Here is a 22,948-nt window from a genome sequence, read left to right as displayed (position 1 = left end):
CAACTGCGCTGAAAACGCGGCTTACAGCGACTGCCCACTACTTGTTGAGCAACTGGTTGTTGACGAAGGACACCACGTCCGCCGTTTCAGCTGCTGTGCGCCGCGTGATCGTTGGCGCGACCCCACCGTGCAAAAACGAGGGGAACCATCCGAAATTGCGAACATTCCAGTTTTCCTTTGGCCACACGGCATTGCTGACGCCGGGCACCGTGAAATTCTTGACGTTCCTGGCCAGGGGTTGCGCCGTCTCGGTGTGGCAGCTCACACAGTCGGTATTGAAAAAATGGCTCTGCTTTGGATCGGCGATAATCTTGACGATCTCATTGATGCGGCTGTCGTCGGCCTTGGCGTCGAGGAATGCAGAGGTTGACACGCCCCTGCGATCGGCTGTGGGCTGGGGCGGGCTTTGAAGCGCGGCGTGACGGCACGTAATCGGGTTTTGATTGTTCGTCGACGGCTGTGGGACGACCTGTTTTGCGCCAGAGAAACTGAGCATCTGGGCAACATGCATCCCATCAAGCGTAGGGCCAGGTACGGTTATAAGGCCTGCCTGAGGAACCTTCAGCATCGATACGAAGATCCAGGGCTCTGGCGGGCGGGTGCCCATGACGGCCATGGTCTGGAGGCGCTGCGGAGACAGATGCTTCTCGAGCATCGCCTTCAACGCGACCCGGAATGGCTTGGCCGAGGCGCCGCGCAAGCCTGGATGGACATTCAAGTCACCCGCGGTCACAACCTTCACGCCGCCAAACGTCCCGGCTGCCAGCTGATCGCGCAGCGCGGCCACATCGCGAATGATGGCTTTGAAGGTCTCATCGTCCGGCTTCGATCGGGGAAACGGTGCGCAACCATTGAGCGGAGGGTCAGGTGGGGAGAGAGTGAAACTGAAGATCAGATGCCCCGCGATATCGTGGACCTTGAACCCATCCGGTCCGTTGGTCACCGGCTGGACGATGAGACGGATTTGCGGCTGTCGGCCGAACTGCGCGATAATGTCATTCGACAAGCCAGGCGCCCCTGGATCGATCCGGATACCGGCAACGAACCACGCCTTAATGTTCTTTACGCCATCAGGCAGAGCAATCCTGCTTACACCGGAATCTGGCGCGCCAGGACGTTCGGGATTTTCCGCGTTCGCTAGAAAGCGTGCAAAATCTTCATCCGACCAGAGCCGCTGAGGCGATCCAGTCGGGCCTGCGAGATCTGACAGCGCAATTAAATTGGCCATGTCGGCCGCATTTTGCGGTGGCGGGAAAAGGATGGTTAGATCGTTGGCCGAAAGCGGCTTCGATACCGTTTGCGCCGCAACCGTTTCAGCACCCGTCGCAACCTCTATCGCCAAGCCTGCTGCCACCAGCGTGAGTGACAACAAGGGCAATCTCCAAACATCGCGCCATAGTTCCATCGGTTGTATCCTCGTAAGTGGGCACGCCACAAATTAAGCGAAAGCTCTGATATTTCCCGTCGACCGCATTAGCCGCCCGCGGTCCCTTCGGACCGCCTTCTTCGCGGACAAAGCGAGATTCCCCTTCTCATTCTTCGCCTCTGAACCCGCGCGCCCAGGTCTCCAGCTGAGACGGATGCAGGACGGCTTTGATGCAGCTGAGGAACATCTCGCTTCGCGCATCGACATTATTTTGGTCGGCCGGACCATGATCCATATCTGTCTGCAGCGAACGCACGGCTTTCCAATCGAGCGAGTTGTCCTTGAGCATTTCAAACAGTGTTCGGTGACCGTAAAGATGGCTCCTGAAGTGAGCGAAGGTCACCTTGGCAGAGATCTTCGCGTCCCAGAGCGCATCGGGGAACGTCATCAAATCGAGCCCCGGCAGTTGACCGAGTTGCTGCATCTGAACCTGCGCTTCCTGGTACTGTTCACGCCCGACCAGCTGATACATGCCGCGCAGCCTGAAAACCCAACCGTCGTCTGTCCCTGGCCAGTTGCCAAACTGATTGCCCTCGTAGCCGAGAACAGCGTTCGCCAACTCTTTGGGATGAGCCAGCAGCGCGGCCATATCAATCGGCGGCTTGCCGGCGGCAACAAGCGCCGCGTTGCTTTGATCGATACGCTGCCTCCAATTCTTTGGAATTTGCGAGACAGCGCCAAACCAGAAGTTCTCACTGGTGTGGGTAAAGTCCGCACTATCGTAAGAAACAGAACCCAGAATGTAAGCAAGGATGCGAGGGTCGGTCTCGTCGACGCGATCCCACTCCTGCAACAAAGCCTCGACCTGTTCGGTCTGAAAATACGCCAGATAGCTCTTTCGATAGGGCGGGACGGGTGCCGGCACGGGCAGATCGTTTTTGGATGCCTTCGCCAGCTCCTTCTCGTACGCTTCCACTCTCTCCAGATATTTTTGATAGCCACGCTCTTGCAGCCATTTCTTTTCATAACAAGCAAGGAGCGGCTGCGGATTGATTTTTATGGCAGGCGGCTTCTCCTTGGCGAGTTGATCCGCGTACGCTGCCTCGGCAAGTCTGGAGTCTTTCAGTGTCTGAAACGCCGTTGCGACGTCTCCATTCAAAAGATGGAAGACCTTCACTTGCAGGCAATCCGCATTGCTTTGCTTTGCGCGAGATTGATCAAAGCTGTCATTCGGTACGCAATCCCAGAATCGACCGCTGCTGAGCGAAATGATGTTTCCAGTTTCCTCCGATAACGTCCAGCCAAGCGGCAAGCTATAGAACAAGCCGGCGATTTTAGTTCGGCCGAATGTTGAGAACCGGGGCGGGCTCGGCGCGGCATCCTCGACTGTTAAGCGATCGACATCAGCGGCCCGGTTAAGCGCAATATAGGTTCGCGAACCTTGCGTGCTAAACAGCGCTCGTACCGGCTCCATGAGCTCGCCGAACCGAAACGAACCATGGTCCGCGAAATCACCATTGGCCAGAGAAAGCAGATAAATTCGGAATTTTGGCGCGTCCGATGTCCCCTGAATACTCTTCAGCTTCGCAATCAGATCGAGCGCCGTTTCGATGCCGGAATTCTCCACGTAGCCGCCGTCGACCAACCGCGCGCGCGGATTGGCGGTAATGCAGTCGTTTTTCAAGGTTACCGTCGCTGCCGGGGTCACCCAAGGAAACCGCGCACTCGCAAAAGCCGCAGCGCTCAGTGGAATATGCAACGACTGGCTCGTGACAATTTCGCTCGTTCCATTCTTACCACGCTTAAGGTTCGCGAGAATGCACAGGTCGTTGTCTTTTGGGTGAGACGGATCAATATCAAAGGGAGAAATAACGACCCGCTTGCCGCTGCCGACATCTGTGGTGTTCAGGAGCAGCGCCGGCATATTGTTGTCAGGCGCCCAATGGGATTGGAAGTCGGCCCTCAACAAATTGGATCCATCGCCGCTGCTCTTCTGGCTTTTGAGCATGCGATCTCCGGCGTTCTCAAGGGTATATTCCAGAAAGCGCGCGCGATCGAAGAACCTGAAGGTGATCGGAGAGAACAACTGTGTGAAATCGGAAAACAGAACGCCGGCGACCAAAGGCGAAATAAAGTCTGCCGTCAAAACGCTCGCAACGCGTTGCTCGACCGCGCCAGGGACATCAAGATCCTGAGCCCGTGTGACGCCGGCCAGAAACGCTGCAATTTTGTCGCAGGCTTGTCCTGCAGGAGCGTTGGCATTCAGCGGCGCATTCTCGGCATGAAGTGCGGCAGCGAAGGTGGCGGCGCCGACACTGCCGCCCGACACAGCGCTGATTGCAAACAAGTGCTGCCGGAATGCCGGACAGAGGTCCTGCATGCGCGCAAGAAAACGCGCCGCATTGTGGGCGGCGTAAATGCCTCCGCCCTGAGCAGTCACAATGAAGACAGGGTACTCACCGAGCCTTTCAGCCTCGGCCAGGCGGGCCGGCTGCAACAACCAGTCATGAAAGGCAGTCGCAGCGGAGATCCGCGCATCGCCTGCTTTTGCCTCGACTGCCGGACGAAGTTCATGGTCGTCGCTTCCGGAGAGGGAGGCAACTACGAACAAGGAGCCGAAAACCAGTGGTATATATGGAAAGCCTCTCCTGATAGTCAAAAGTGCAAAGTGGGTCATGATTCCGGCCACGCATATCGTAAACAGAGCTATGACACCGAACGCTCCGACAAACTGTGCGAGCCTATCCGGAGAGAGAACGAACACGGTTGTCAGCAGAGCTATGCCGCAAATGGTAAGCGCGAAAAATCCGAGGCTGTGGAAATAAGACTCGTTTGCTCTTCTCGATAGCTCAAAAAGGCGCTTTTTCCCGCCCAGCCGCCACGCGAACAAGACGAAAGAGATCAATAAAATTACGATTCCGCCCGCAAGCAGCGCGAGCACATTCCGCTCGAACGCCAACGCCTGGTTCTCGATACGAAAGATGCTGCCTACCTCCTCCGCGCCCGCCGGATATGCCGGTCGCGACAGGAACTGACCTAGTATCGCAGCCGCCATGGGCAGCGCACCAAGAACAACAGGAGCAAGCCTGTGGATGAGAGGATGGTCGCTAGCGTTTGGTGTTCGTAACAGCGACTCGGTGGTAAGTTGAAATGCGCTCAGCCAGATAGTGATCGCGATCACACCGAAGGCGATAAATTCCCTGAGTGTCACCCAGCCATAATCGTCGGCCGCTATTCGATATAGTTCCCGAATCTGATCAGGTAGAAATAGCAAGAACGAAAGCACCAAGGACAGGACAATGATCCACCGCAGATCACGCATCAACGCAAAAAAGTGCTCGCGCCCAGTCATAGTATCCCTTCCCGCGCACCAAAGGCGGCTCATATCACTACCAACAGCAATGCGATGATCGGCTGCAAATTTTGGCGATAATCGCTGCAACCGAGCGTAAAACTCCTCAATATCGAGGCAGCCGATGAAAATGTCTTGAGAGCGCACTCTTGATTTACGAGTATATTGGCGCGAAGACACCTATAGTAGTGTCGGCGCTTTGTCGAGACGTTCTATTGAACGCGAGAGATTTTTCGACCACCGGCGACCGAGACCAACGTGCCGCATTTGTTTTCTTTGAGAGAATAGCATGTTCATAAATCGCAGAGGCCGCTCGGACCAAGCATGCTGCTGTTTCTGGCTTGCGCTCGCGGTCGGAACGACGGCCCCGCCGGCCGCCCAACACGCGGCATTCGCTCAGATCGGGCCGGCATCGCTCGAGCAAGCTCAGGCGAATTACCAAAGGGAGCTTGCGGAGTATGACGCTGCTCGGCAGCAATATGAGACGCTGGCAGCTCCCTATTGGAAATCCGTCAGCGACAAACGCCAGCTCCGCAACGCCAAGCGCCGCAACGGCGAGCCTGTTGTCGTCGACGACTATGTCCTCGCCCAACCACCTGTCTATGCGGGCCCGCCCAGGCCGGTAGACCCCGCTGCCCCAGCGGCTCAGGCGCCGGTAACGCGGGCAGCCATACCCACTGTTGGGGACTTTCTCAGCAACGCCTTGACACAATTTCAGTTTGTGCCCGAGCGCCCTACTTCCGAGCTCGAATTCAAAGCCAGCTATGCCGGGGTCGCAGCCGAAGCGGGTCTAACACGGAGCCAGATCGTCAGGGTCTATGCGTTCGAGTCGGGGGGCAACGGGAGGTACGACGTCCAAGCTGGTCTCGAGTATGACAGGCCGGATGGCCGCCCCATTTCAACGGCACTGGGTTACAATCAACTGCTCAACACCAACAGCGTCGAACTGTTGGCGGAGAAAGGCGACCAGTTTCTAACAGCACTCAGAAGGAAGTCTGTATCCCTCCGCGGTGAGGACCGGAAGGCGCTGGACAGCAAAATCGAAGCTCTGCGCCGAATGATCGAATTCGCGCGCTCCGTGCCCGACGAATGGGGCCAGCACGAGACTCTTGCAAACACGCCGCAGGGCCTGGGCATCCACGCAATGAACCTCGACGTTGACGTCGGGCCCTTGCTGCAAACGCAAAAGCTGCTGGACTCGTTGATCTTCGCACGAACTAAGGGATTGCTCCACGAGTTGTCCGCGTCCGAACTGGAGATGATGAACCTGACTGGGGATGGTAACGGATACGACCTGGTTAGCATGCCGCCGGACACGCGTGAGCAAGTTCCAACTTCGAACTTCTTCCAGCGCGGAGGGTATGAGCGCAATCCCGTCGCCATTCGTCACAACACCGCAGCGAGCCTGTTTGCTGCCATCGATGCAAAAATGGATGTCGAGAGCATGCTGCCAGGGGCCACCGAATTGGCCGCGGCTTACGACGCGGCGATACGCCGCTGCGCTCGCTGAAGAACAGATCGATTGCGGACCCGCTGCGAGTATCGGATCGACCACGTCGATGGGACTGACCAGGATGCTGGATGGCCGAGATCATGGCCGCTACCGAACTGGCGCTCGATGACTTCATCGAGAGCTCCACGCCCAAACGCGCGAAGGCGGCCAACCCTGAGCAAGGACCGGGACACTCAACCGGCGTTCTGCGACTTCCCGGCCGAGCACAGGAAGCGCCTGCGGACGACCTCTCCCATTGAACGCACCTTCGCTAGCGGGCACCGTCGTACGATGCGATTGAAAGGTCGCCAAGGACGGCGCTTGCGATCGTCTTCAACCGCCTGAAGCTTCGTAAGACCGCTGGTGCCGTCTCGATGACCACAATCCGTCGCCAAAACTCGTACGCGGTCCGACGATCAGCGACGGAGTCGAGGTCAGTCTGCCCATAGCCGTCGCCACCTGAGCCGCCAAGCCGTCAGTAAAATTGAGCGATGGCTCGCGACGAAGCTGCAACCGCCGAGGGATTGCGGGAGGAGCGATTATAGAATTGAACACGAGCTCACGCCCCTCCCAATCCTGATAGGGGAGCTACGCTCCGGCTTGCGATATTCTTGGACCATTCGACCCGATAAATCGCTCGCAACCGAAAGCGCTGCAGCAGGCGGGGAATGATGGGTCGGTCCATTGAAAAATGGCGAGAAGCTCTCAAAGCCGCCGAGGGAATTCACCCAGGCGAGCGAAAGCAAGATGAGAGGTTAGGGCCGGAGGGCAATCATGAATACGCTATTGGCAGGTCACGCGCGCGAGGGGGCATATGATGTTCAGCTGAGCGATCTGGATGTCAGCGAGGTCAAGCGCTTTCAGGACGACAGCATATGGCCTTATTTCGAGCGGTTACGAAGGGAAGATCCCATCCACTACTGCAAAGATAGCCCCTACGGTCCGTATTGGTCCATAACAAAATACCACGACATCATTGCAGTAGACATGACGCACGGAGTGTTCTCGTCAGAGCAAGGCGTCACGATCGTCGATTTACCGGAGGAATATTGGACTCCGAGTTTCATTAAGATGAGCCCTCCGAAACATGGCGAGCAGCGCAATACGATCAGTCCGATAGTGGCACCGGAGAATCTCGCCAGGCTCGAGGGCTTGATCCGTCGGCGAGTCGAGGCCATTCTGGACGGCTTGCCGCGCAATGAAACCTTCGACTGGGTCGATAAGGTCTCGATCGAATTGACGACGCAAATGTTGGCTACGCTGTTTGATTTTCCATTTGAGGATCGGCGGATGCTGACCTATTGGTCGGACGTCGCCGCCACAACTCCGCGAGCTGGCCACGAGATCGACAGCTGGGAGAAGCGACGGGCAGTCCTGTCCGGGTGCTTGGATTATTTCACAAGACTTTGGAACGAGCGTAAAAATGTCGAGCCCCGCGCCGACTTGATTTCGATGATGGCGCACTCAGCGGCGACTCGGAATATGGAGCCACGTGAGTTCCTCGGAAACCTCATTCTGCTGATCGTGGGCGGGAACGACACCACGCGCAATTCGATGAGTGGAAGCGTATTATTCATGAACCAGAATCCGGCCGAGCTGCGGAAGCTGCGCGAGAATCCTATGCTCGTGTCAAGCGCCGTCTCCGAGATCATACGCTACCAGACGCCAATCGCACACATGCGCCGCACCGCCGCAGTCGATATCGTGATAGGTAACAAGCATATCAGACAAGGCGATAAGGTCGTCATGTGGTACATTTCCGGGAATCGGGACGATGAGGTCATCAACCAGGGCGACCGCTTTATCATCGATCGGATGAACGCACGGCAACATCTCTCGTTCGGGTTCGGCATCCATCGCTGCGTCGGAAGACACCTTGCGGAACTGCAGCTGAAGATCCTTTGGGAGGAAATGCTGATCAGGCGCCTCGACATCAAGGTGGTCGGCGAGCCGGAACGAGTCGCATCCAACTTCGTGCACGGTTATTCCGCCCTCCCAGTGCAGATGGCAGCTTAGCGAGGAGGCTCCTCCTTGCAATCGATCTGAGATGAGCCGGAGCATGCGACCGTTAGCCATCCGAGCAGCCCTGCGCTGCGAGAGGGGTTCTTTCAGTGGCCCTCAAGCATTTTGGCTTCAGATGCTCCTCTCACACTTCCGTCGACAAGCCGATGGGCGGCAGCGAGGACATTCAATTCGAGGAGGCGCGTTGACCAGTTTGGGGGCGACTTTACGGGAACGCCGCCAGATGTGTGCTCTATTGCCTTGGGCTCGTGATCTTGCCCCCGTCTGCTCTTACATTTGGGCCTCCAGACCGGAATAGGAGGACAAGCAGCCACGCCCTCTATAGGTGAGTATCGCGCATCAAGGACACAATGATATTGCCAGGAATTTGCGGGACAGAATATCAGGAGCGCTCGTTCATCTGATGCCTGGCTGATCTCTTGCATCCATCGATTCTGCTCGCCGATCGTGCAGCTGAGGGCAACATGCTTGATTGGGCTCATCTTCGAAAGCGCCGGCGAATGTCCCAGGTGCACTCTTGCCGCGTATTGTATGAGTGTACTGCCGCCAGCGCCATCGGCACAAAAGCGAGTTCATCTCGCAACGTGAGCGTGACGACGCTGAGCGTCGCCACGCGAAAGATCGTGCTATTTGCGGTCTTTCGTGTTGGAGAGTTTCTCGCCTGGCCCGTCCTTGGCCGCCCCTTTACTGGCGGATATCAATTTCGACTTGTCGCCGCTGCCGAACGTGAAAGCGTCGGCGCCAGCACTGATCCCATTCCATACCACGGGCTCGGCCAGCGAAAGGAGCCAAAGCCCTTGAAAACCCGATGCGGCATTGAGCTGTCCCGTCCACACGGTCGTTGAGCCGCAGCCCGCGAAGTTGACTGTAAAGCTGATCGCTGCGCCGCTATTGGTTTGGGCAAGCCAGCCTGTCATCGCCTGAGGAACGCCTTCGTCGCAGCTATTCGTTGCGTTATTCGTATAGGTGCCGGAAATCGCGCCCGTGCTCTGGTCGTAGCTGTTGACCGCCAGAACCGAGCCGTATTGGTTGTTCCAGGTCCAGATGGGCTGCGCCCGTGCGGGTGCCGCCAATAGCAGCCCAAGGGCCGCCAAAGCCATCCATCTTGTGAGTTTCCAGTTTGCTTGATGCATCGCCGACTCCATGTCGCTTCAGAAAGATCGCGCTTTGCCCTATAAACCTCTCTTTCAGGACAAGCAATCTATACGTGTGCTTTATTATTACACTCGCATCAAGAAAGAATTCTTTCGCAACGTCAATCGGCGCAGACGCATGAGTCTGCTCCCCATATGGAACGGCCCAGGCACCGAGATCTTTCCCTAGTTGAACAAGAGGTGACGGGTGCGACCATATTTTCGGCTTTTGCGCGGCACTTGGACGCTGGCGGACGCGCGATTCCCTGCGCCATCCATTCATCAAACAAAAATGCGCCGCTACAGCAATGGAGCATACTATTTCCCTGTCGACGGCAGTGGCGTCGTGTCGGTCCGGGTTGGCAGTATCGGATACTCGATCTTGGGCAACTGCCCGCTCAGCGAATTTAGAAACGCGACAATATCGTTCTCTTCCTTATCGCTAAGCTTGGCGCCAAGCTGAACTTCAGCCATCACGCCGACAGCTTGCTTAAGAGTCCAAACCTGACCGGAATGGAAGTATGGCGCTCGCAAGGCGACGTTGCGTAACGGCGCTGCACGAAAAACGTATTCGTCGCTGGCCACCTTTGTGACCGCAAATCGGCCTTTGTCGGTGGTTGGAAGCAAGTTTGTGCTTGGTTTTTCGACCATGCCAAATGGAAAATAGTCCTGTCCGCCGACGTTGATTCCATTGTGACAGGAGGAGCATCCCGTTTCCATGAATAGCTTCAATCCTGCTTTCTCCTGATCATTGAGAGCAGTTGGATCGCCTTCAAGGTACTGATCGAAAGGGGCTGCGGGCGTAATGAGAATCGCTTCAAAGGCTTCGATCGCCCTCGCGAAGTTGTCAAAGGTGACTGGCGAGACCTCGCTTGGAAACGCCTTCTTGAACATGCCCACATAGTCGCTCATCGACTTCAGCGTGTTGATCACATGATCTGGGGTCGCGTTCATTTCAACACTCGCCTGCACGGGGCCCTTTGCTTGCGCCTTGAGATCCGGCGCCCGCCCATCCCAGAACTGCGCCACATTGAAGACTGCGTTATAGACGGTTGGGGCCCGACGTGGCCCCCGTTGCCAGCCGTGACCAACCGACGTCGGACCGGCATCGACTCCGCCTGTACCAAGATTGTGACAGCTATTGCAGCTAATGATCCCGCTAGCCGACATTCGCGGATCGAAGAACAGCATCCTACCGAGTTCGACTTTCTCGTGGGTGACCGGATTGTCCTTCACCGCAGGAACGACCGAGGGTATCGGTTTGAACGCCCGCCTAGCAGCCTTCATCAAATCATCGTCTGCGCCAGCTTGTGACGAGACCAGTATCGCAATAGCCGCAACACATAGCTTGCGCACAAAGCGGAATTCCAGGGTCGCGGACTTCTTAAGTATCATCGGTACCAGTTCTCATCGATGCTCTGGGGAATTGGATAGCATGACGCCGTGTTCGGCGCCCTGGCGCTAGCGCAGTTGCAAACCACCTAACGTTCATGCTCGAGGCGCCGCAGCAAATCATCACAAAAGAGCGGCGCTTCAGTCTTTGCTCGTTCTCTCGAAAAGCCGCCTCGTTTTCCGAGTTGTTCGCCGGCACCAGATGCGGCCGATCTGCGCGGCGTTTGCCCGGCTCCTGCAGTTGAACCTTGTGCTGCACTTGGCTGAACTCCAGTCGCGCGAAAGCACTCCGGCCTGCGCGAAAGCGCGTCACGTGATACCAGCGGCCGGTTATGTGGCTTCCTGTGCCAATATGCGCGACGTCGAGGATCATTGCAGCATTCGATATCATCGGGGGAATCAGCCGGCGCCTTTTAGACGAACTGCACCAGGCAGGAATTCCAGTTGGGATAACGCTGGTAATGGTCCGCTTCCTTCTAATCTACGGGCTATAGGTTACGAGCGCACGCCGATCTGCGAGCAGCCGACAACCTGCTTGATGGAGACGATACCGCGCACCCGGTCCTCCATCACTTCGGAGGACCTGAGATGAGACCAGCAAGCCTCGTACCAGTTGCGATACCCGCCGCACTCAGAGCAAAAAACAAGCGCTTGAGACACTCGACGAGCGATTGCGGCGCATCACGCGATTGAAGCAATCACGACCTATGTCGGAAATGGGACGTCACGGTTTGCAGCAGCTGAGACATTCGTCGATATCAAACGAACGCGACTTGGGATGTCTTTGCTCGACACAGAGGTGCGAGAGCGAGGCACATATTGCAATCAACGATCGCAGCATTCACCAGGGATATAAAGAGGTCCAGCAGATTGCATAGACGATGCCTTGCAACACCATGAGCGACGTCTAGGAGGCTCGGATTTAACCCGGACCGAGCAACGCAGAAAGCCGCGCGCTGATCGCTCTTCTACTCACGGCGAAATCAATGACCAATATGCTGTACTTGGCTGCAACGTTATTTTATGTGGAAGATCGAGGATCGAATACAGAACGCGCCGGTCAACTACCAACGCTGGTGATTGATCAAGATGACAGAAGCATGTCACCTGTCGACTGAGCTGCGGGATTGCCCAAACAACTTAGCCATAGAGAACTGGATAAGGACGCACTGTGCGCCCGACAGGTCAACGCACCTGCAAGGAATCGGCATGCAATATCAACCAAGATCGTCTGTCATCAATCGCCCTGAACGAAGCGCAGGCTCCTCACCTTCACAAATTCTGCGCGATGAAATCTGCTCCAAGAGCGCTATCTCATTCTTGATGGAAGCTCATGACGCGCTTTCGGGCGCGATTGCCAAGCGCGCGGGCTTCAAGAGCCTGTGGGCCTCGGGCCTGTCCATTGCCAGCTCTCTCGGCTACCGCGATGCCAACGAGGCTTCTTGGAGCCAACTCGTCGACGTGGTTGAGCGCATAGTGGACTCGACCGAATTGCCTGTGCTCGTTGACGGCGATGGTGGTTTTGGGAATTTCAACAATGCGCGCCTGTTGGCACGCAAACTCCATCAGCGTGGCGCCGCCGGGATCGCGCTGGAGGACAGCCGTTTCCCAAAAATAAACTCGTTTGTTGGCGATCGGCATCCCCTGGCGAACATCGATGAATTTTCCGGCCGCCTTCGGGCCGTGAAAGATACAGTCGCGGACAACTTGGTCCTGGTGGCCCGGACCGAAGCGCTGATAGCCGGGCATGGCATCGACGAAGCTATTCTGCGAGCCAGCGCTTACGCCGCGGCCGGTGCCGACGCGATCCTCATTCATTCGAGAAAGAACACCGCGGACGAGATCATCGCCTTTGCAGCTGCCTGGCGAAATCGCCTGCCCGTCGTGATCGTTCCAACGAGATACTATCGAACACCTGTCTCTGCATACCGCGATGCCGGCATCTCCACCGTGATCTGGGCCAACCACTCCATGCGTGCCGCAATAGCGGCAATGGGGAACGTGTGCGGCCGCATTATCGCCGAGGAAAGTATTGCCGGCATTGAACCGGACATCGCGACACTCGACGAGGTTTTCGATTTGTTGAGGTACGACGAACTCGCCTGTGCGGAGGCGAGATATCTCCCTCCTGATCAACAGCAATAGGTTTCATCCGTCCAGCAAGATACTCGTTTTGGACAAACAATTGTCATGCAATCGTACCCACATACAGTCTCGATCAAAGTATTTGTTGGCCTTCCTGATCCTGGAGGCATCATTAAGGAGCGCGACGGCGCGATGGCCCTCACGATCACCACCGTATCATGCTCGAACAGTTCATCAATTTCGCTGGCCCGGCGCCAAAGACGAACGTCGTGCTCATTTCGCCCACCGAGAACGGCCGACCCAGAGGGGTGAATTGCCTCTGGTGAGCCGCAGCTCTCGCTTTTGGTGATGACCCAAGCGAACTTCACGTCACTGCCGCAACCATAGGTGCGGGTTGTTGAGAGGAAGGCGCTCATGTTGGCGCAACGAGCAGCCTTGTTTAAATCCTCGGGCACTGCCGCGGCGCGGATCGCAGCCAAGGCAGCTGCCGCGAGCGGCAGGGACATCATCGATTTGACCGCTGGAGAGATCTGGAGCGAGCTCGCGCCATCGGTGCGCGTTGGCGCTATCGCCGCGATAAATCGCAATCTCAACCGCTACACCGATACGGTCGGGCTGCTCAAGTTACGCCAAGCGCTTGCTGGCAAGGTTTCAGCGGAGACCGCTCAGCCCTGGTCGGCCGACGAAATTGCGGTGACGAGCGGTGCCAAACAAGCGCTCTTCAATGCGGCCATGGCTCTTCTGTCGCCCGGGGACGAAGTGTTGATTCCTGCCCCCTACTGGACCACCTTCCCAGCCCAGGCCGTCATTGCTGGAGGTACACCCGTCTTTATCGAGACCCGGAATAGTAACTATGTGCCGCGGCTTGTGGACCTTGCGGCAGCGGTGACATCGAAGACTAAGGCGATTGTGGTCAATACGCCAAACAATCCAACCGGCGCGATCTATGACCGCGGCACGCTGGCTGGCATTGCCCAACTCGCCATTGACCGGGACCTCTGGATCATCTTCGATGAGTGCTACGGGGCTTTCGCCCACGACCCACATACCCATCACTCGATCGTCTCGGTAGCGCCAGGGGTACGCGATCGCACTTTGATCGTTAATTCGTTTTCCAAGTCGTTAGCCCTGACTGGCTGGCGGATTGGTTATCTCGCCGGACCCGCGCCTGTCATCAGCGCGGTTAAGGCGCTGCAAAGCCATACGACCTCCAATCCCAATGTCATTGCACAGCATGCGCTGCTCCACTTCCTGGAGCGCGGCGATCCTGCCTTCCAACTGCAACTCCGGCGCCAGGTCGCCAAAGCGCGATCGCTTGGGCTATCCATCCTTTCAGCGCTGACATTGGTGCCTCGGCCGGCCGCTCAGGGCGGATTTTACTTCTATCTTGATCTTACCGAATTGCAGCGATGTGCCAATCGCAATGGCCGCGACATCAACGCAGACGACGTCGTAAACGCCTTGCTGATGGAGGCTGGTGTCGCAACGGTTTCCGGCACAACTTTTGGCGACCCCGCCGGGATCCGCCTCTCCTACGGCATCGACCTGGAATTACTCGACCAAGGCTTGCGGCGTCTGACCGTGGCTCTTAACGCGTGGAACTGAACAGCGACCCGGCAAGGTGCCTGCAATTCAAGAGGCTAAAGGTACGCCACATCCCAAACCGCGCACTGCGCTTGTTGGGCATCAGCACTCTTGATCCAAGCTCCCATCTTTCTGACGGCGCGACTGCCTGACGCGCGACGAAGGCAATTGGCCTAACTACGTTACGTCTTTTCGTTGAGTCTTCTTGCGTCGTTTTGCCCTTTTTTGAGGGATGTTCTTCATACAATGTGGCGCGATAGGCCGCCCTCTTATTGAACCGCACCTATTATCGGTGCTAACGAATTTGCAGCCTGGTAGACATCTGCTCCGCTCTGTCACGGCGCGATATCTGTCTTCGCCATCGCCGAGCAAGCAATGTATGCGGCCCCAGCGTCTCCGCTGTCGCGTGATCGGCAGCCTTACCTGATCGTCGGCTTAGCGGGGCGTGGACAGACTAAAGCGAAATACGCAATTGAAGGCAGGATCGCAGCGAGCCAACTGTTTCCGATGCGGTACGCCCGCTGCCGTCGCGGGACCCACAAGACTTTTCGCTCGTTTAACCAAACGCCTACATCATTACAAGAAAAGGGATTGTACGGTTGGCAACATCTACCGGGTCTTTGTTCAGTGACAAGGAAGGCTAGCATCGCAGTCAACTACCAGCGCTAGTCGTTGATCCGGATGACACACGCATGCCAGTTATTGGTGATGTCCGGACAATGCGGCATACATCTCCAGCTGGGAATTCGGCATGCAAACTCGACCACGATCAGTTCTTGCTAACGAGCCTGATCGATGCGTCAACTATTTACCTGTAGAATGTTGCGCGCTGCGGTTTGCTTCAAGCGCACCCTCTCTTTCATCATGGAAGCGCATCTAGCGACGCTGCCGGGATCCGCGAGCACACACGATTCAAGATTGCGCCGGGCGTCAGTCTCTTCGATCCGGGCGCTCCTCGGCGGAATCGTCCCGGTCTCGCGCAACGAATGAACGGAAAGAAAATGATCATCACTCCTCCCAAGAGAGCCGTCATTCTCGCCGCTGGGTTCGGGTCTCGTCTCAGGCCGCTAACGGATTTGCGGCCGAAGCCCCTGGTCGAAGTTAACGGCACTCCGATTCTCCACAACGCGCTGCGTAACCTGGAAGCCGTCGGGGTCGAAGAGGTGACGATCGTCGTTGGCTATCGTAAGGACGCCATCCAATACGCTTGCGGCAGCCGTTTCAGCCGGCTCGAGATCAACTATGTCGAGTCAACCGTTTTTGACCGTACCGGCAGCGCCTATTCCCTATGGCTCGCGCGTGATGCGCTCCTTTGTGATGACTGCTATCTTTTGGAAGGTGATGTCTTCTTTGAGGAGGACGCGCTCCGCCATCTTAACCTTGCCGATTCTATGGACGTTGCTGCGGTTGCCCCATTCGATTCCAGCATGCAGGGGTCCGCCGTAGTGCTCTCGGAGAACGGATTTATTTCCACGTTTCGAATGAGGCAGACGGCCGCGGACCTCAACGGGAACGGCCCGGGTCTATTCAAGACAATGAATCTATTTCGGCTTAGTTTCGTTACACTGACAGGGATGATTGTCCCTGCCCTGGATGACATGATCGCTTCGGGTGCCACACAGGCGTACACTGAGGAGCTATTCGCCTATCTTGTCGAAAAGCGCGGGCTACAGCTCGCTGCCGCGCGTTGTGACGATATTCGTTGGTATGAGATAGACAGCGCGGAGGATCTGCGAACCGCTGAACGCTTGTTCGCGTCGCCTGTCGTCAGCCAGCAGTTGGAGCATCGGACTGTTTGACACGTGAGGCTAGAACCTTTCGTCAACTTGTCGATCCAGCACACACCAGCTAGGCTTGGCGCCTCTCGGCGCTGGCTATCAACGATGCCATTGTCGGGCCTCAGACCTGCAGCGGTAGCCATATCGAGCTGTTTAGAGAAGCCTCTAACAACCGGCGGGAGCTGGTCTGGTTAGAGCGCTAAAACCTGGGTGATCCAAAGGAAACGGCTTACGAGCGCGCCTTTCCCGAAGATCAAGCAACGCTAAAGTTTGGGCGGAAGCGAACGCCGCGCGCGAACCTGCTGATTGGTCCGGATGTCTCGTCCCGAGGGCCACGAACGGTATGGTGCGCTCAACAGCATCAGAAAAAGCGCCCTGTTAGCTTCATAACGAGCAGCGGATTGGCTGCTTCTTGAACCTGTCATGACCAGCGTGCCTCCGGTCGTGCGGACCGACCATACCCACCTTCGTCTGCGCTGTTCCAAGACAACGTCGAAGATTGGAAATCGATCAGACATGGCTTCAGCCCCTCAACAGATAACCTCCACCCGTAGTCTGCATGTTGCATCCACAGCCAAACCTGTGCGGCGCCGGCTTGCTGTTCCGGTCTACTGGTTCCATGCGCACCCGGTGTGGGTTCTCAGAAAGCCTTGATGGACCGCCTCGATCTTTTGACTTCGTGAGCGAAATCTCTTTCAGCAAGCCCGTGCTCCAGGCGCGTAACGCCAGACGATATACGTGCGTGCAGCATAATTTCCTTGGCCGCACCGCCCCTTAGCGATCTCACCTGAAGAAACTTTCCTAATCCGAATAGCAGTTCCTTTGGTTGCAAGCCCGCAACGCAGTGCCCATCACGCAGAAATCCAGTTCTTTTTTGCGCGATTACGCAGGATTCCAGAGATGCCCCTTCCCCGACAAGGTAACGCGCCTGCCGCTTCGCTTTCCAGCAGCCGGATGGCCGCAGGAACTGGAACGGCCGATTGACATGGCAGGTCGAAGATAGTGGTCAGCTATGACAGCAGCGAACTCACCAGCGACGCCATCCTGGAGCTCGGAACGTCAAAGCCGCCGACCCGAGTCGGTATGGGCCTCGTTCAATCTAGCAAGTAGCGCAGCGTTGCAAAACTTGAAAACGGACCGGAAACCAAAGGTCATGACCGAGCACATCAAGGCACAACTTGCCTGGAGCGCGGCGCCTTGAGTGCGAAGCATATCATGGATGCAGCCATCGAGCGGCCTAAGAATACGTCATTGAATGTCGTGCCACCGATGACGATCAATCAAGCATCTTGTGATCGTCAGCGCTTGTTCGCGTCTCCTGCGCCATCTTTTGAGACGGAGAAAATTGCAATGCAGTCAACTACCAAGGACCGGAATTGACCTGGATAGCGGCCGCGTGGCATCGGTGCGCCAGCGACCTTTGGAGCGCATCAGACATCAGCTGCGAGGAATTGAGCATGCAACATCACTCATAGGATGAGACAACATTTTGGCGCAACCGCACAACCAGTTCGTCAATCTGTTCCGCCTGAGCCAGCCGTATGTCGAGGAGGATGCGTTGCGCGACCTGGTGATAGGCCAAGCGAACTTGTGGCGGCTTCGCCTCGGCTTTCCGCATGAGGCAAATCCCAGGAACCTTGTCGCGGATTGCCCCAAAGCCTTTCAAGACGGATGAACCTGTTGCGCTGTAGCAACGGACGGTGTCATCGGGGGACGGCCCTTCTTGCCTATTTGGTGAAACCCATGGGCTGCAGCTCGCAGCGCCATCTGGCCATCGCAAGTGGCATGAAATTGAGGGCGCCGAATATCTACGCTTAGCAGAGCGCATCTTCACAGGAGCGAATAGCTGCTTTCCTGCCGTATGGCCCTGCACCACGAAGTTAGAGGGTCTCGTGCTGAAATACCGTTGGGATCCAGCGAATATCATGGCAACCGGCGGTCTTCTTCTTCCTTCCGCCGGCCTATTCCTCACGCTCTGAGCACCTTGAGTGGCCGTAGCCGCGGTCGCTTTGGGCCGTCGAATCACCAGGATTGGGACCCAGATGGTGCTAAAATGGGAAGGAGCCTCGACGAGTTCGGTGGCATTGTCCACGGAGGCCCGCAGCAATCTTAGTTCAGCTCCGTCACGAATCTATTCTGGCGGCCACAACCACCCTACTCTTGGCAGAGCAATGCGGCATCGCTGCTTTGCGAAGTCCGGAAGGTGGTCCGATGGCCGCTTCTCCAACTTCTCATCCCAGCCTAGGGGGTCTCAGGCGACGTCAGCATCTGCATCTTGCAGGTCGCTGTCGCTCACGTGGCGTTTATTCGGGTGCCCTTGCCGAACACGGCTATGTATACGCGGCATCGTCCCGTTGCGTCGTCGGCGACTCGATCCCCCAGCTGCTCTTCCTGAGGGCTGTTTGCGTTCGTCCTCGCCTCGCTTGCTGTCCAGTACTTTGCACCCTCGAGTGCCCAAGACGTCTTGCGTCCGGCATCTTGCCCTTCACACTTCACTTTATGTTGCGGCATTCATCGTACTTCCAACGAGCGGGCCGGCATGAATACGCGGTCTGAATTCCTGCAATCACCCGATCGGTCGGACCAAGACCGCCCGCGCGGGTGGATCTATCGAGAGCTCGGCGTCGAGCCATTTATTCAATGCGCGGGTGTGCGTACGAATTATGGAGCAAGCAATCCGAGCGACGAGGTCATCTCCGCAATGGCTGCTGCTGCCGCGGCTTTCGTCGACATGGACGAGCTGGCCGAAGCCGTAGGTCAACGGATGGCTGAACTTACTGGCGCCGAATGGGGTGTCGTCACCGCGGGCACTGCAGCATCACTATCGTTAGCCACCGCGGCGTGCATTGCCGGAAATAATCCAGAGCTCATGCTGCGGTTACCGGACACCGCAGGGCTACGGAACAAGGTGTTGATTCCCGTTGATCAACGTTTTCCCTACGAACAGGCCATCCGCGGCGCGGGCGCCCAGATTGCCGGCGTTTCCACGATGGCGGAGTTGGCGCAGGCATTGGATGGGAGCGTCGCCATGATCTGCCTGCTCGGTCGCGCGGATGATGCATCGGCATTGCCCCTACGCTCGCTCCTCCCTTTCGCGCGCGCACATGACGTACCCATTCTCGTGGATGCTGCTGGCCTTTCGCCTGGAAATCCGGATCGCTGGATCCAGAACGGAGCCGACCTGGTGGTTTACGCAGGCGGCAAGTATATCCGTGGACCACAATCCACCGCTCTCGTGATTGGCAAGAAGCGGCTTTGCAAAGCGATCTGGTGGAATGGAGCGCCTCACCAGGCATTCGGCCGATCGATGAAGATCGGTAAGGAGGAGGTGGTCGGGGCCACACTCGCGCTCGACCGCTGGATCAATTTTCAGTCGGCAAAAGACGAGCGCGACCAGTGGCTTCCGCGATTGATGCGGATTCAGGCGCGCCTAAGCTTGCTGCAAGGTGTTACCACGGATGTGCTGTCTTGGGCCGGTTTTGTGGCAGCTACTCGGCTTCGGGTCATCTGGAATGTGGACCTCATTCCGTTTAATGCGGAGGAGCTAAGGCTTGCGCTCTTGCGACAGCGACCGCGGATCCTGATCCACGATTTCTGGTCAACGCCAACCTCCATCATACTGGATCCCGTGAATCTCTCGGACGACGAGGCCGAGATCGTCGGCCGCGCTTTGGCAGCCGCATTTCGTAATCCCCAGTCCATCGCTCAACCGACTCCCAACCCGCCTGCGGACGTCAATGTCTCAGGGAGTTGGTGCGTCGAAATGCAATTCCTTCATGGTTCTGCGACACACCATCTCAACATTCAGCAGAAAGGCGAGTTCATCTCGGGCGTGCACCACACTGCATCGTCCAGCGGAGTCGTATCAGGCTGCGTTCATGGCCGCCGCGTCCACTTCGAGGCGGCGCACGTACAGATACCGATTTCGCTGTTCTACGGGTTCGAGGGCGAGTTCGCAGGCGACGGATCCATCGTTGGAAACGTTCGGTTGGGCGGCGCCGCCAAAGAACATCTCGGACCTGTGTTCAAAGGTCAGTACGGCTTCGCTGAATGGCGTGCAAGACAGCTCTTCGTTCCTCAGGAACAGACCGAGGTCACGGTTGTCGTACCAGGGGAGTCGGGCCTGAAATGACTCTTCGCAACATGGAGGTGTGGCCGCGGACCGCGCCGTACGGTTCAAGCAGATCAACCCGCGCAAATCCAACGGTAGTCCTGCAACCAAAGAGCCAATCCGTCTCATCAGATCACTACTCCAACTTCAGATTCAATGGTGCACGGCCTATCGAAAACGCTGGTTGAAACGTCTGAACAACGAGGGTGAAACACGGCTAGCCTGGAACGTATCACCACGGAGCTCGCTCAAGTTCTTCATTGGAAACGAAGTGCTATCTGCTCAAGTCCTTGCTTTTCGGCCGTGGCAAGACGCCTCCTCAAGGGTGTCAGAGAAGCGTTGCTCCGCCAAAGCCGAGTGATTACCAACGATGGATGGACTTCCCTGTTTGTTATCCCCCGAACGATCGTCTTCACTCAAAGCCGGCGGGTTCGTGCGGACTCTCTCTTGAAAATTCGCGCCCCGTTCTCATTCATTCAAGCTCGACGAATGTCGTTTTGATCGGATGCTTACGAGCACAAAAGCGAGGATGCTTCCCGCGCCGCAGACGGAAAGGGATGCCAAAGCAACCGAGACGCCATATCGATTTTGGATTACACTGAAGAGAAGCGGCGCAAAAGATGCCGTTGACAACCGGAAGACACTTATTAGCCCAACTCGACTTCCGTACCCAACCTGCCCGAACATCCATAAAGGCAGCGTCCCGCGACAGATGCTGTTTAGACCGGAGCTGAACCCAAGCAAGATCAGAAAGGCCGTAACTCCAAGGATAGAATGTGATATCAGCGCCACGATCATCGTCGCCGAGCAGAGCAGAATGCACGAAAGAAGTGTGAGTCGAATTGCGGAGATTTTTCCGGTGAAAGCTGCCAAAAGCCGTATTAGAACCTGTGACGGCCCGAAGATCGCTGAAAATAAAGCTCCCTCCAGACCTAAACCAATGGATAAGAGGATTGCGATCATATTGCCAAGGAGCGCTGATAAGACAAACGCGGTGAGCGAAAATCCGATCGTCATCAGGACGAGATCGAACGTCTTGGGAGAGGCGTTCGAGCTGACTTGCAACTCCCTAACATCATTCTGATCTCCAGGGCCCGCAGAACGCCTGCTAATCGCACACATAAGCGGGAGGGCAATGAAAACGTTGACGCCGGCATAGATCCCAAAGACTCCTCTCCAATATACCAAAGTGAGCAACAAGGAGGTAAGCGGCCAGAATAGTGTTGACGAGAACCCAACGATCAACGTCAACAAAGTCATTTGCCGTTTTGCATGACCTGCATCTCGCTGGACCAAGAACACAAGGGCAGCCTCATAGAAAAGAAAGGTGGCGGCTATCTGCATACCGAACAGCGCGATGGCAAATACGACCGCATTCCAGGAAACGGCGGCCATTCCTAGGCTAACAGCCGCCGCAACTAGGGCGAGCTCCATCGTTCTGCCGGCGCCGTATCGGTCCATAAGACGGCCGGCTATCAACGACATCAGCGCACCCGCAAATAAAGCGAGTGAAAAGCAACCGAATATCCATTCGCGTGTGATTTCGAGATCACGTGCAATATCCTCGGCAACAACAGACACGCAATAATAGAGCGTGCCGTAGCTGATAATTTCGACAGCACCAAGTGCCGCGACGACGTTCCCGTTCCAGGTCGTGGCTAAGCTTCTCCTCGGTTCAGCTCTCATATTTGGCGGCCGCATGTCTCGATTATTGAATCGCTCATCATGTGCGCACCTCCCTGCATACGCCGATAGGCGTCGAGAGAGCCTGTGAGCAGATCAACTCGGCGCCGCCACGGTTCAGCGGTGCCGCGATCGAAGTGGCAGCGCCATCCGGCAAAGTGGCGCTTTTCTCCCCAACCAAGCACGTAAGCCGCTCCATTGGAGTTGCTCCAGCCGACGCGGGAAGAACGTCACGATAGTCATCAGGGAATTGCATGATGGCATGGACGCGAAAGAGCGAGGCTCCAGTCACGCATAGTGGTATGCCCCGGGTAGAGATGGCTCGATCAATCCCGTCCCGGAAAATAAGTCTTTCATTACTCTACTTGTCCCCGGGTAATGAGCTGCATCGCGCCCAGGCGGCACGTTCGTAACCGATGGTACAGCACCAACAATGGATGGAAACACTACCTACTCTGGTGAGGAATATTGGTATTCGATGATTGAGTAAGCGAGGCTGACCGGACGTAACTGCGACAGATCGCTTCTGAGCGATATGTGTCGGTGCGGCCGCGGCTTCACGACAGATGACGTCGCTGAGCCAGTCTGACGCGGCGATGAGCGTTTGCCCAACGCACCCGTCGAACCGCTAGGAGCAGGAAGGCCCCTGCTCACGTCGAGGAAGTAGAGATGGGCGCTACTACGATGACCTCGCCTTCTACGACGAGAAAAATTTGGAAATGCTGAACGCTGAGTGCTGGTCTATGAGTCAGGTATGCAAGTATTTGTTGCGGAAACTCGTGAAAGGCAGCAGACCTCTCGCCGATATTGACAAGCAAAAACAGATCTTCTTCGACGGCGGCGCGGCGGACTCCAATTTATGCGCAAGCACGCTGGGGGCCATGTCCCGCTGTACGCGCGGACTATGGCGCTCGGCGCCATGATTGCGCTGAGAGGGCCGAGGTGAGCGA

General features: G+C 56.7%; 14 protein-coding genes. 8 read left to right on the top strand and 6 right to left on the bottom strand.

The features are described from left to right. Window positions 1-37 precede the first annotated feature (37 nt). Both K3F49_RS37980 and K3F49_RS37975 read right to left on the bottom strand, forming a co-directional pair. On the bottom strand, window positions 38-1,372 hold the full coding sequence (locus tag K3F49_RS37980) for a hypothetical protein (RefSeq protein ID WP_234685968.1): 1,335 nt from the start codon (window positions 1,370-1,372) through the stop codon (window positions 38-40). Window positions 1,373-1,532: 160 nt separating this feature from the next. Next, on the bottom strand, window positions 1,533-4,865 hold the full coding sequence (locus tag K3F49_RS37975; protein ID WP_234685967.1) for a hypothetical protein: 3,333 nt from the start codon (window positions 4,863-4,865) through the stop codon (window positions 1,533-1,535). A gap of 142 nt (window positions 4,866-5,007) precedes the next feature. Here K3F49_RS37975 and K3F49_RS37970 point away from each other — a divergent pair, with 142 nt between their 5' ends. From K3F49_RS37970 to K3F49_RS37960, 3 genes are all read left to right on the top strand, one after another. Then, complete coding sequence (locus K3F49_RS37970; RefSeq protein WP_234685966.1) at window positions 5,008-6,228, top strand: hypothetical protein; 1,221 nt, start codon at window positions 5,008-5,010, stop codon at window positions 6,226-6,228. 71 nt (window positions 6,229-6,299) lie between these two features. Beyond that, window positions 6,300-6,470 carry a hypothetical protein gene (locus K3F49_RS39780; RefSeq protein ID WP_452101160.1) on the top strand — a complete coding sequence of 57 codons (171 nt, stop codon included), beginning with the start codon at window positions 6,300-6,302 and terminating at the stop codon, window positions 6,468-6,470. 514 nt (window positions 6,471-6,984) lie between these two features. After that, the gene (locus K3F49_RS37960) at window positions 6,985-8,226 is read left to right on the top strand and encodes a cytochrome P450 (RefSeq protein WP_234685965.1); all 1,242 of its coding nucleotides are present in this window, start codon (window positions 6,985-6,987) and stop codon (window positions 8,224-8,226) included. 632 nt (window positions 8,227-8,858) lie between these two features. Here the strand turns inward: K3F49_RS37960 and K3F49_RS37955 are convergent. Continuing rightward, window positions 8,859-9,365: an avidin/streptavidin family protein gene (locus K3F49_RS37955; RefSeq protein WP_234685964.1), complete on the bottom strand. Its 507-nt coding sequence runs from the start codon at window positions 9,363-9,365 to the stop codon at window positions 8,859-8,861. Window positions 9,366-9,683: 318 nt separating this feature from the next. After that, window positions 9,684-10,760, bottom strand: a complete 1,077-nt coding sequence (locus tag K3F49_RS37950; protein ID WP_276575467.1) for a cytochrome-c peroxidase — start codon at window positions 10,758-10,760, stop codon at window positions 9,684-9,686. A 983-nt stretch (window positions 10,761-11,743) separates the two neighbouring features. Here K3F49_RS37950 and K3F49_RS39345 point away from each other — a divergent pair. The 4 genes from K3F49_RS39345 (at window position 11,744) to K3F49_RS37935 (ending at window position 16,225) form a co-directional block, all read left to right on the top strand. Then, a complete protein-coding gene (locus K3F49_RS39345; protein ID WP_276575466.1) occupies window positions 11,744-11,875 on the top strand; it encodes a hypothetical protein in 132 nt (43 codons plus the stop codon). A gap of 91 nt (window positions 11,876-11,966) precedes the next feature. Then, the gene (aepX, locus tag K3F49_RS37945; RefSeq protein ID WP_234685963.1) at window positions 11,967-12,902 is read left to right on the top strand and encodes a phosphoenolpyruvate mutase; all 936 of its coding nucleotides are present in this window, start codon (window positions 11,967-11,969) and stop codon (window positions 12,900-12,902) included. A gap of 354 nt (window positions 12,903-13,256) precedes the next feature. Continuing rightward, the gene (locus K3F49_RS37940; RefSeq protein ID WP_234685962.1) at window positions 13,257-14,447 is read left to right on the top strand and encodes a pyridoxal phosphate-dependent aminotransferase; all 1,191 of its coding nucleotides are present in this window, start codon (window positions 13,257-13,259) and stop codon (window positions 14,445-14,447) included. 980 nt (window positions 14,448-15,427) lie between these two features. After that, window positions 15,428-16,225 carry a phosphocholine cytidylyltransferase family protein gene (locus K3F49_RS37935; RefSeq protein ID WP_234685961.1) on the top strand — a complete coding sequence of 266 codons (798 nt, stop codon included), beginning with the start codon at window positions 15,428-15,430 and terminating at the stop codon, window positions 16,223-16,225. A gap of 1,444 nt (window positions 16,226-17,669) precedes the next feature. Here the strand turns inward: K3F49_RS37935 and K3F49_RS37930 are convergent. Next, a complete protein-coding gene (locus K3F49_RS37930; RefSeq protein WP_234685960.1) occupies window positions 17,670-17,822 on the bottom strand; it encodes a hypothetical protein in 153 nt (50 codons plus the stop codon). A 921-nt stretch (window positions 17,823-18,743) separates the two neighbouring features. Between K3F49_RS37930 and K3F49_RS37925 the strand changes: the two genes are divergently transcribed. Beyond that, complete coding sequence (locus K3F49_RS37925) at window positions 18,744-20,336, top strand: hypothetical protein (RefSeq protein ID WP_234685959.1); 1,593 nt, start codon at window positions 18,744-18,746, stop codon at window positions 20,334-20,336. Between the two features lie 447 nt (window positions 20,337-20,783). Here K3F49_RS37925 and K3F49_RS37920 read toward each other — a convergent pair whose 3' ends face one another. Further along, the gene (locus K3F49_RS37920) at window positions 20,784-22,001 is read right to left on the bottom strand and encodes an MFS transporter (protein WP_234685958.1); all 1,218 of its coding nucleotides are present in this window, start codon (window positions 21,999-22,001) and stop codon (window positions 20,784-20,786) included. Between the last annotated feature and the right edge of the window lie 947 nt (window positions 22,002-22,948).

This window comes from Bradyrhizobium monzae (genome assembly GCF_021458635.1).
Taxonomy (GTDB): domain Bacteria; phylum Pseudomonadota; class Alphaproteobacteria; order Rhizobiales; family Xanthobacteraceae; genus Bradyrhizobium.
Note: the sequence above shows the minus strand (reverse complement) of the source record. Positions and strands in the feature narration are given on the sequence as shown.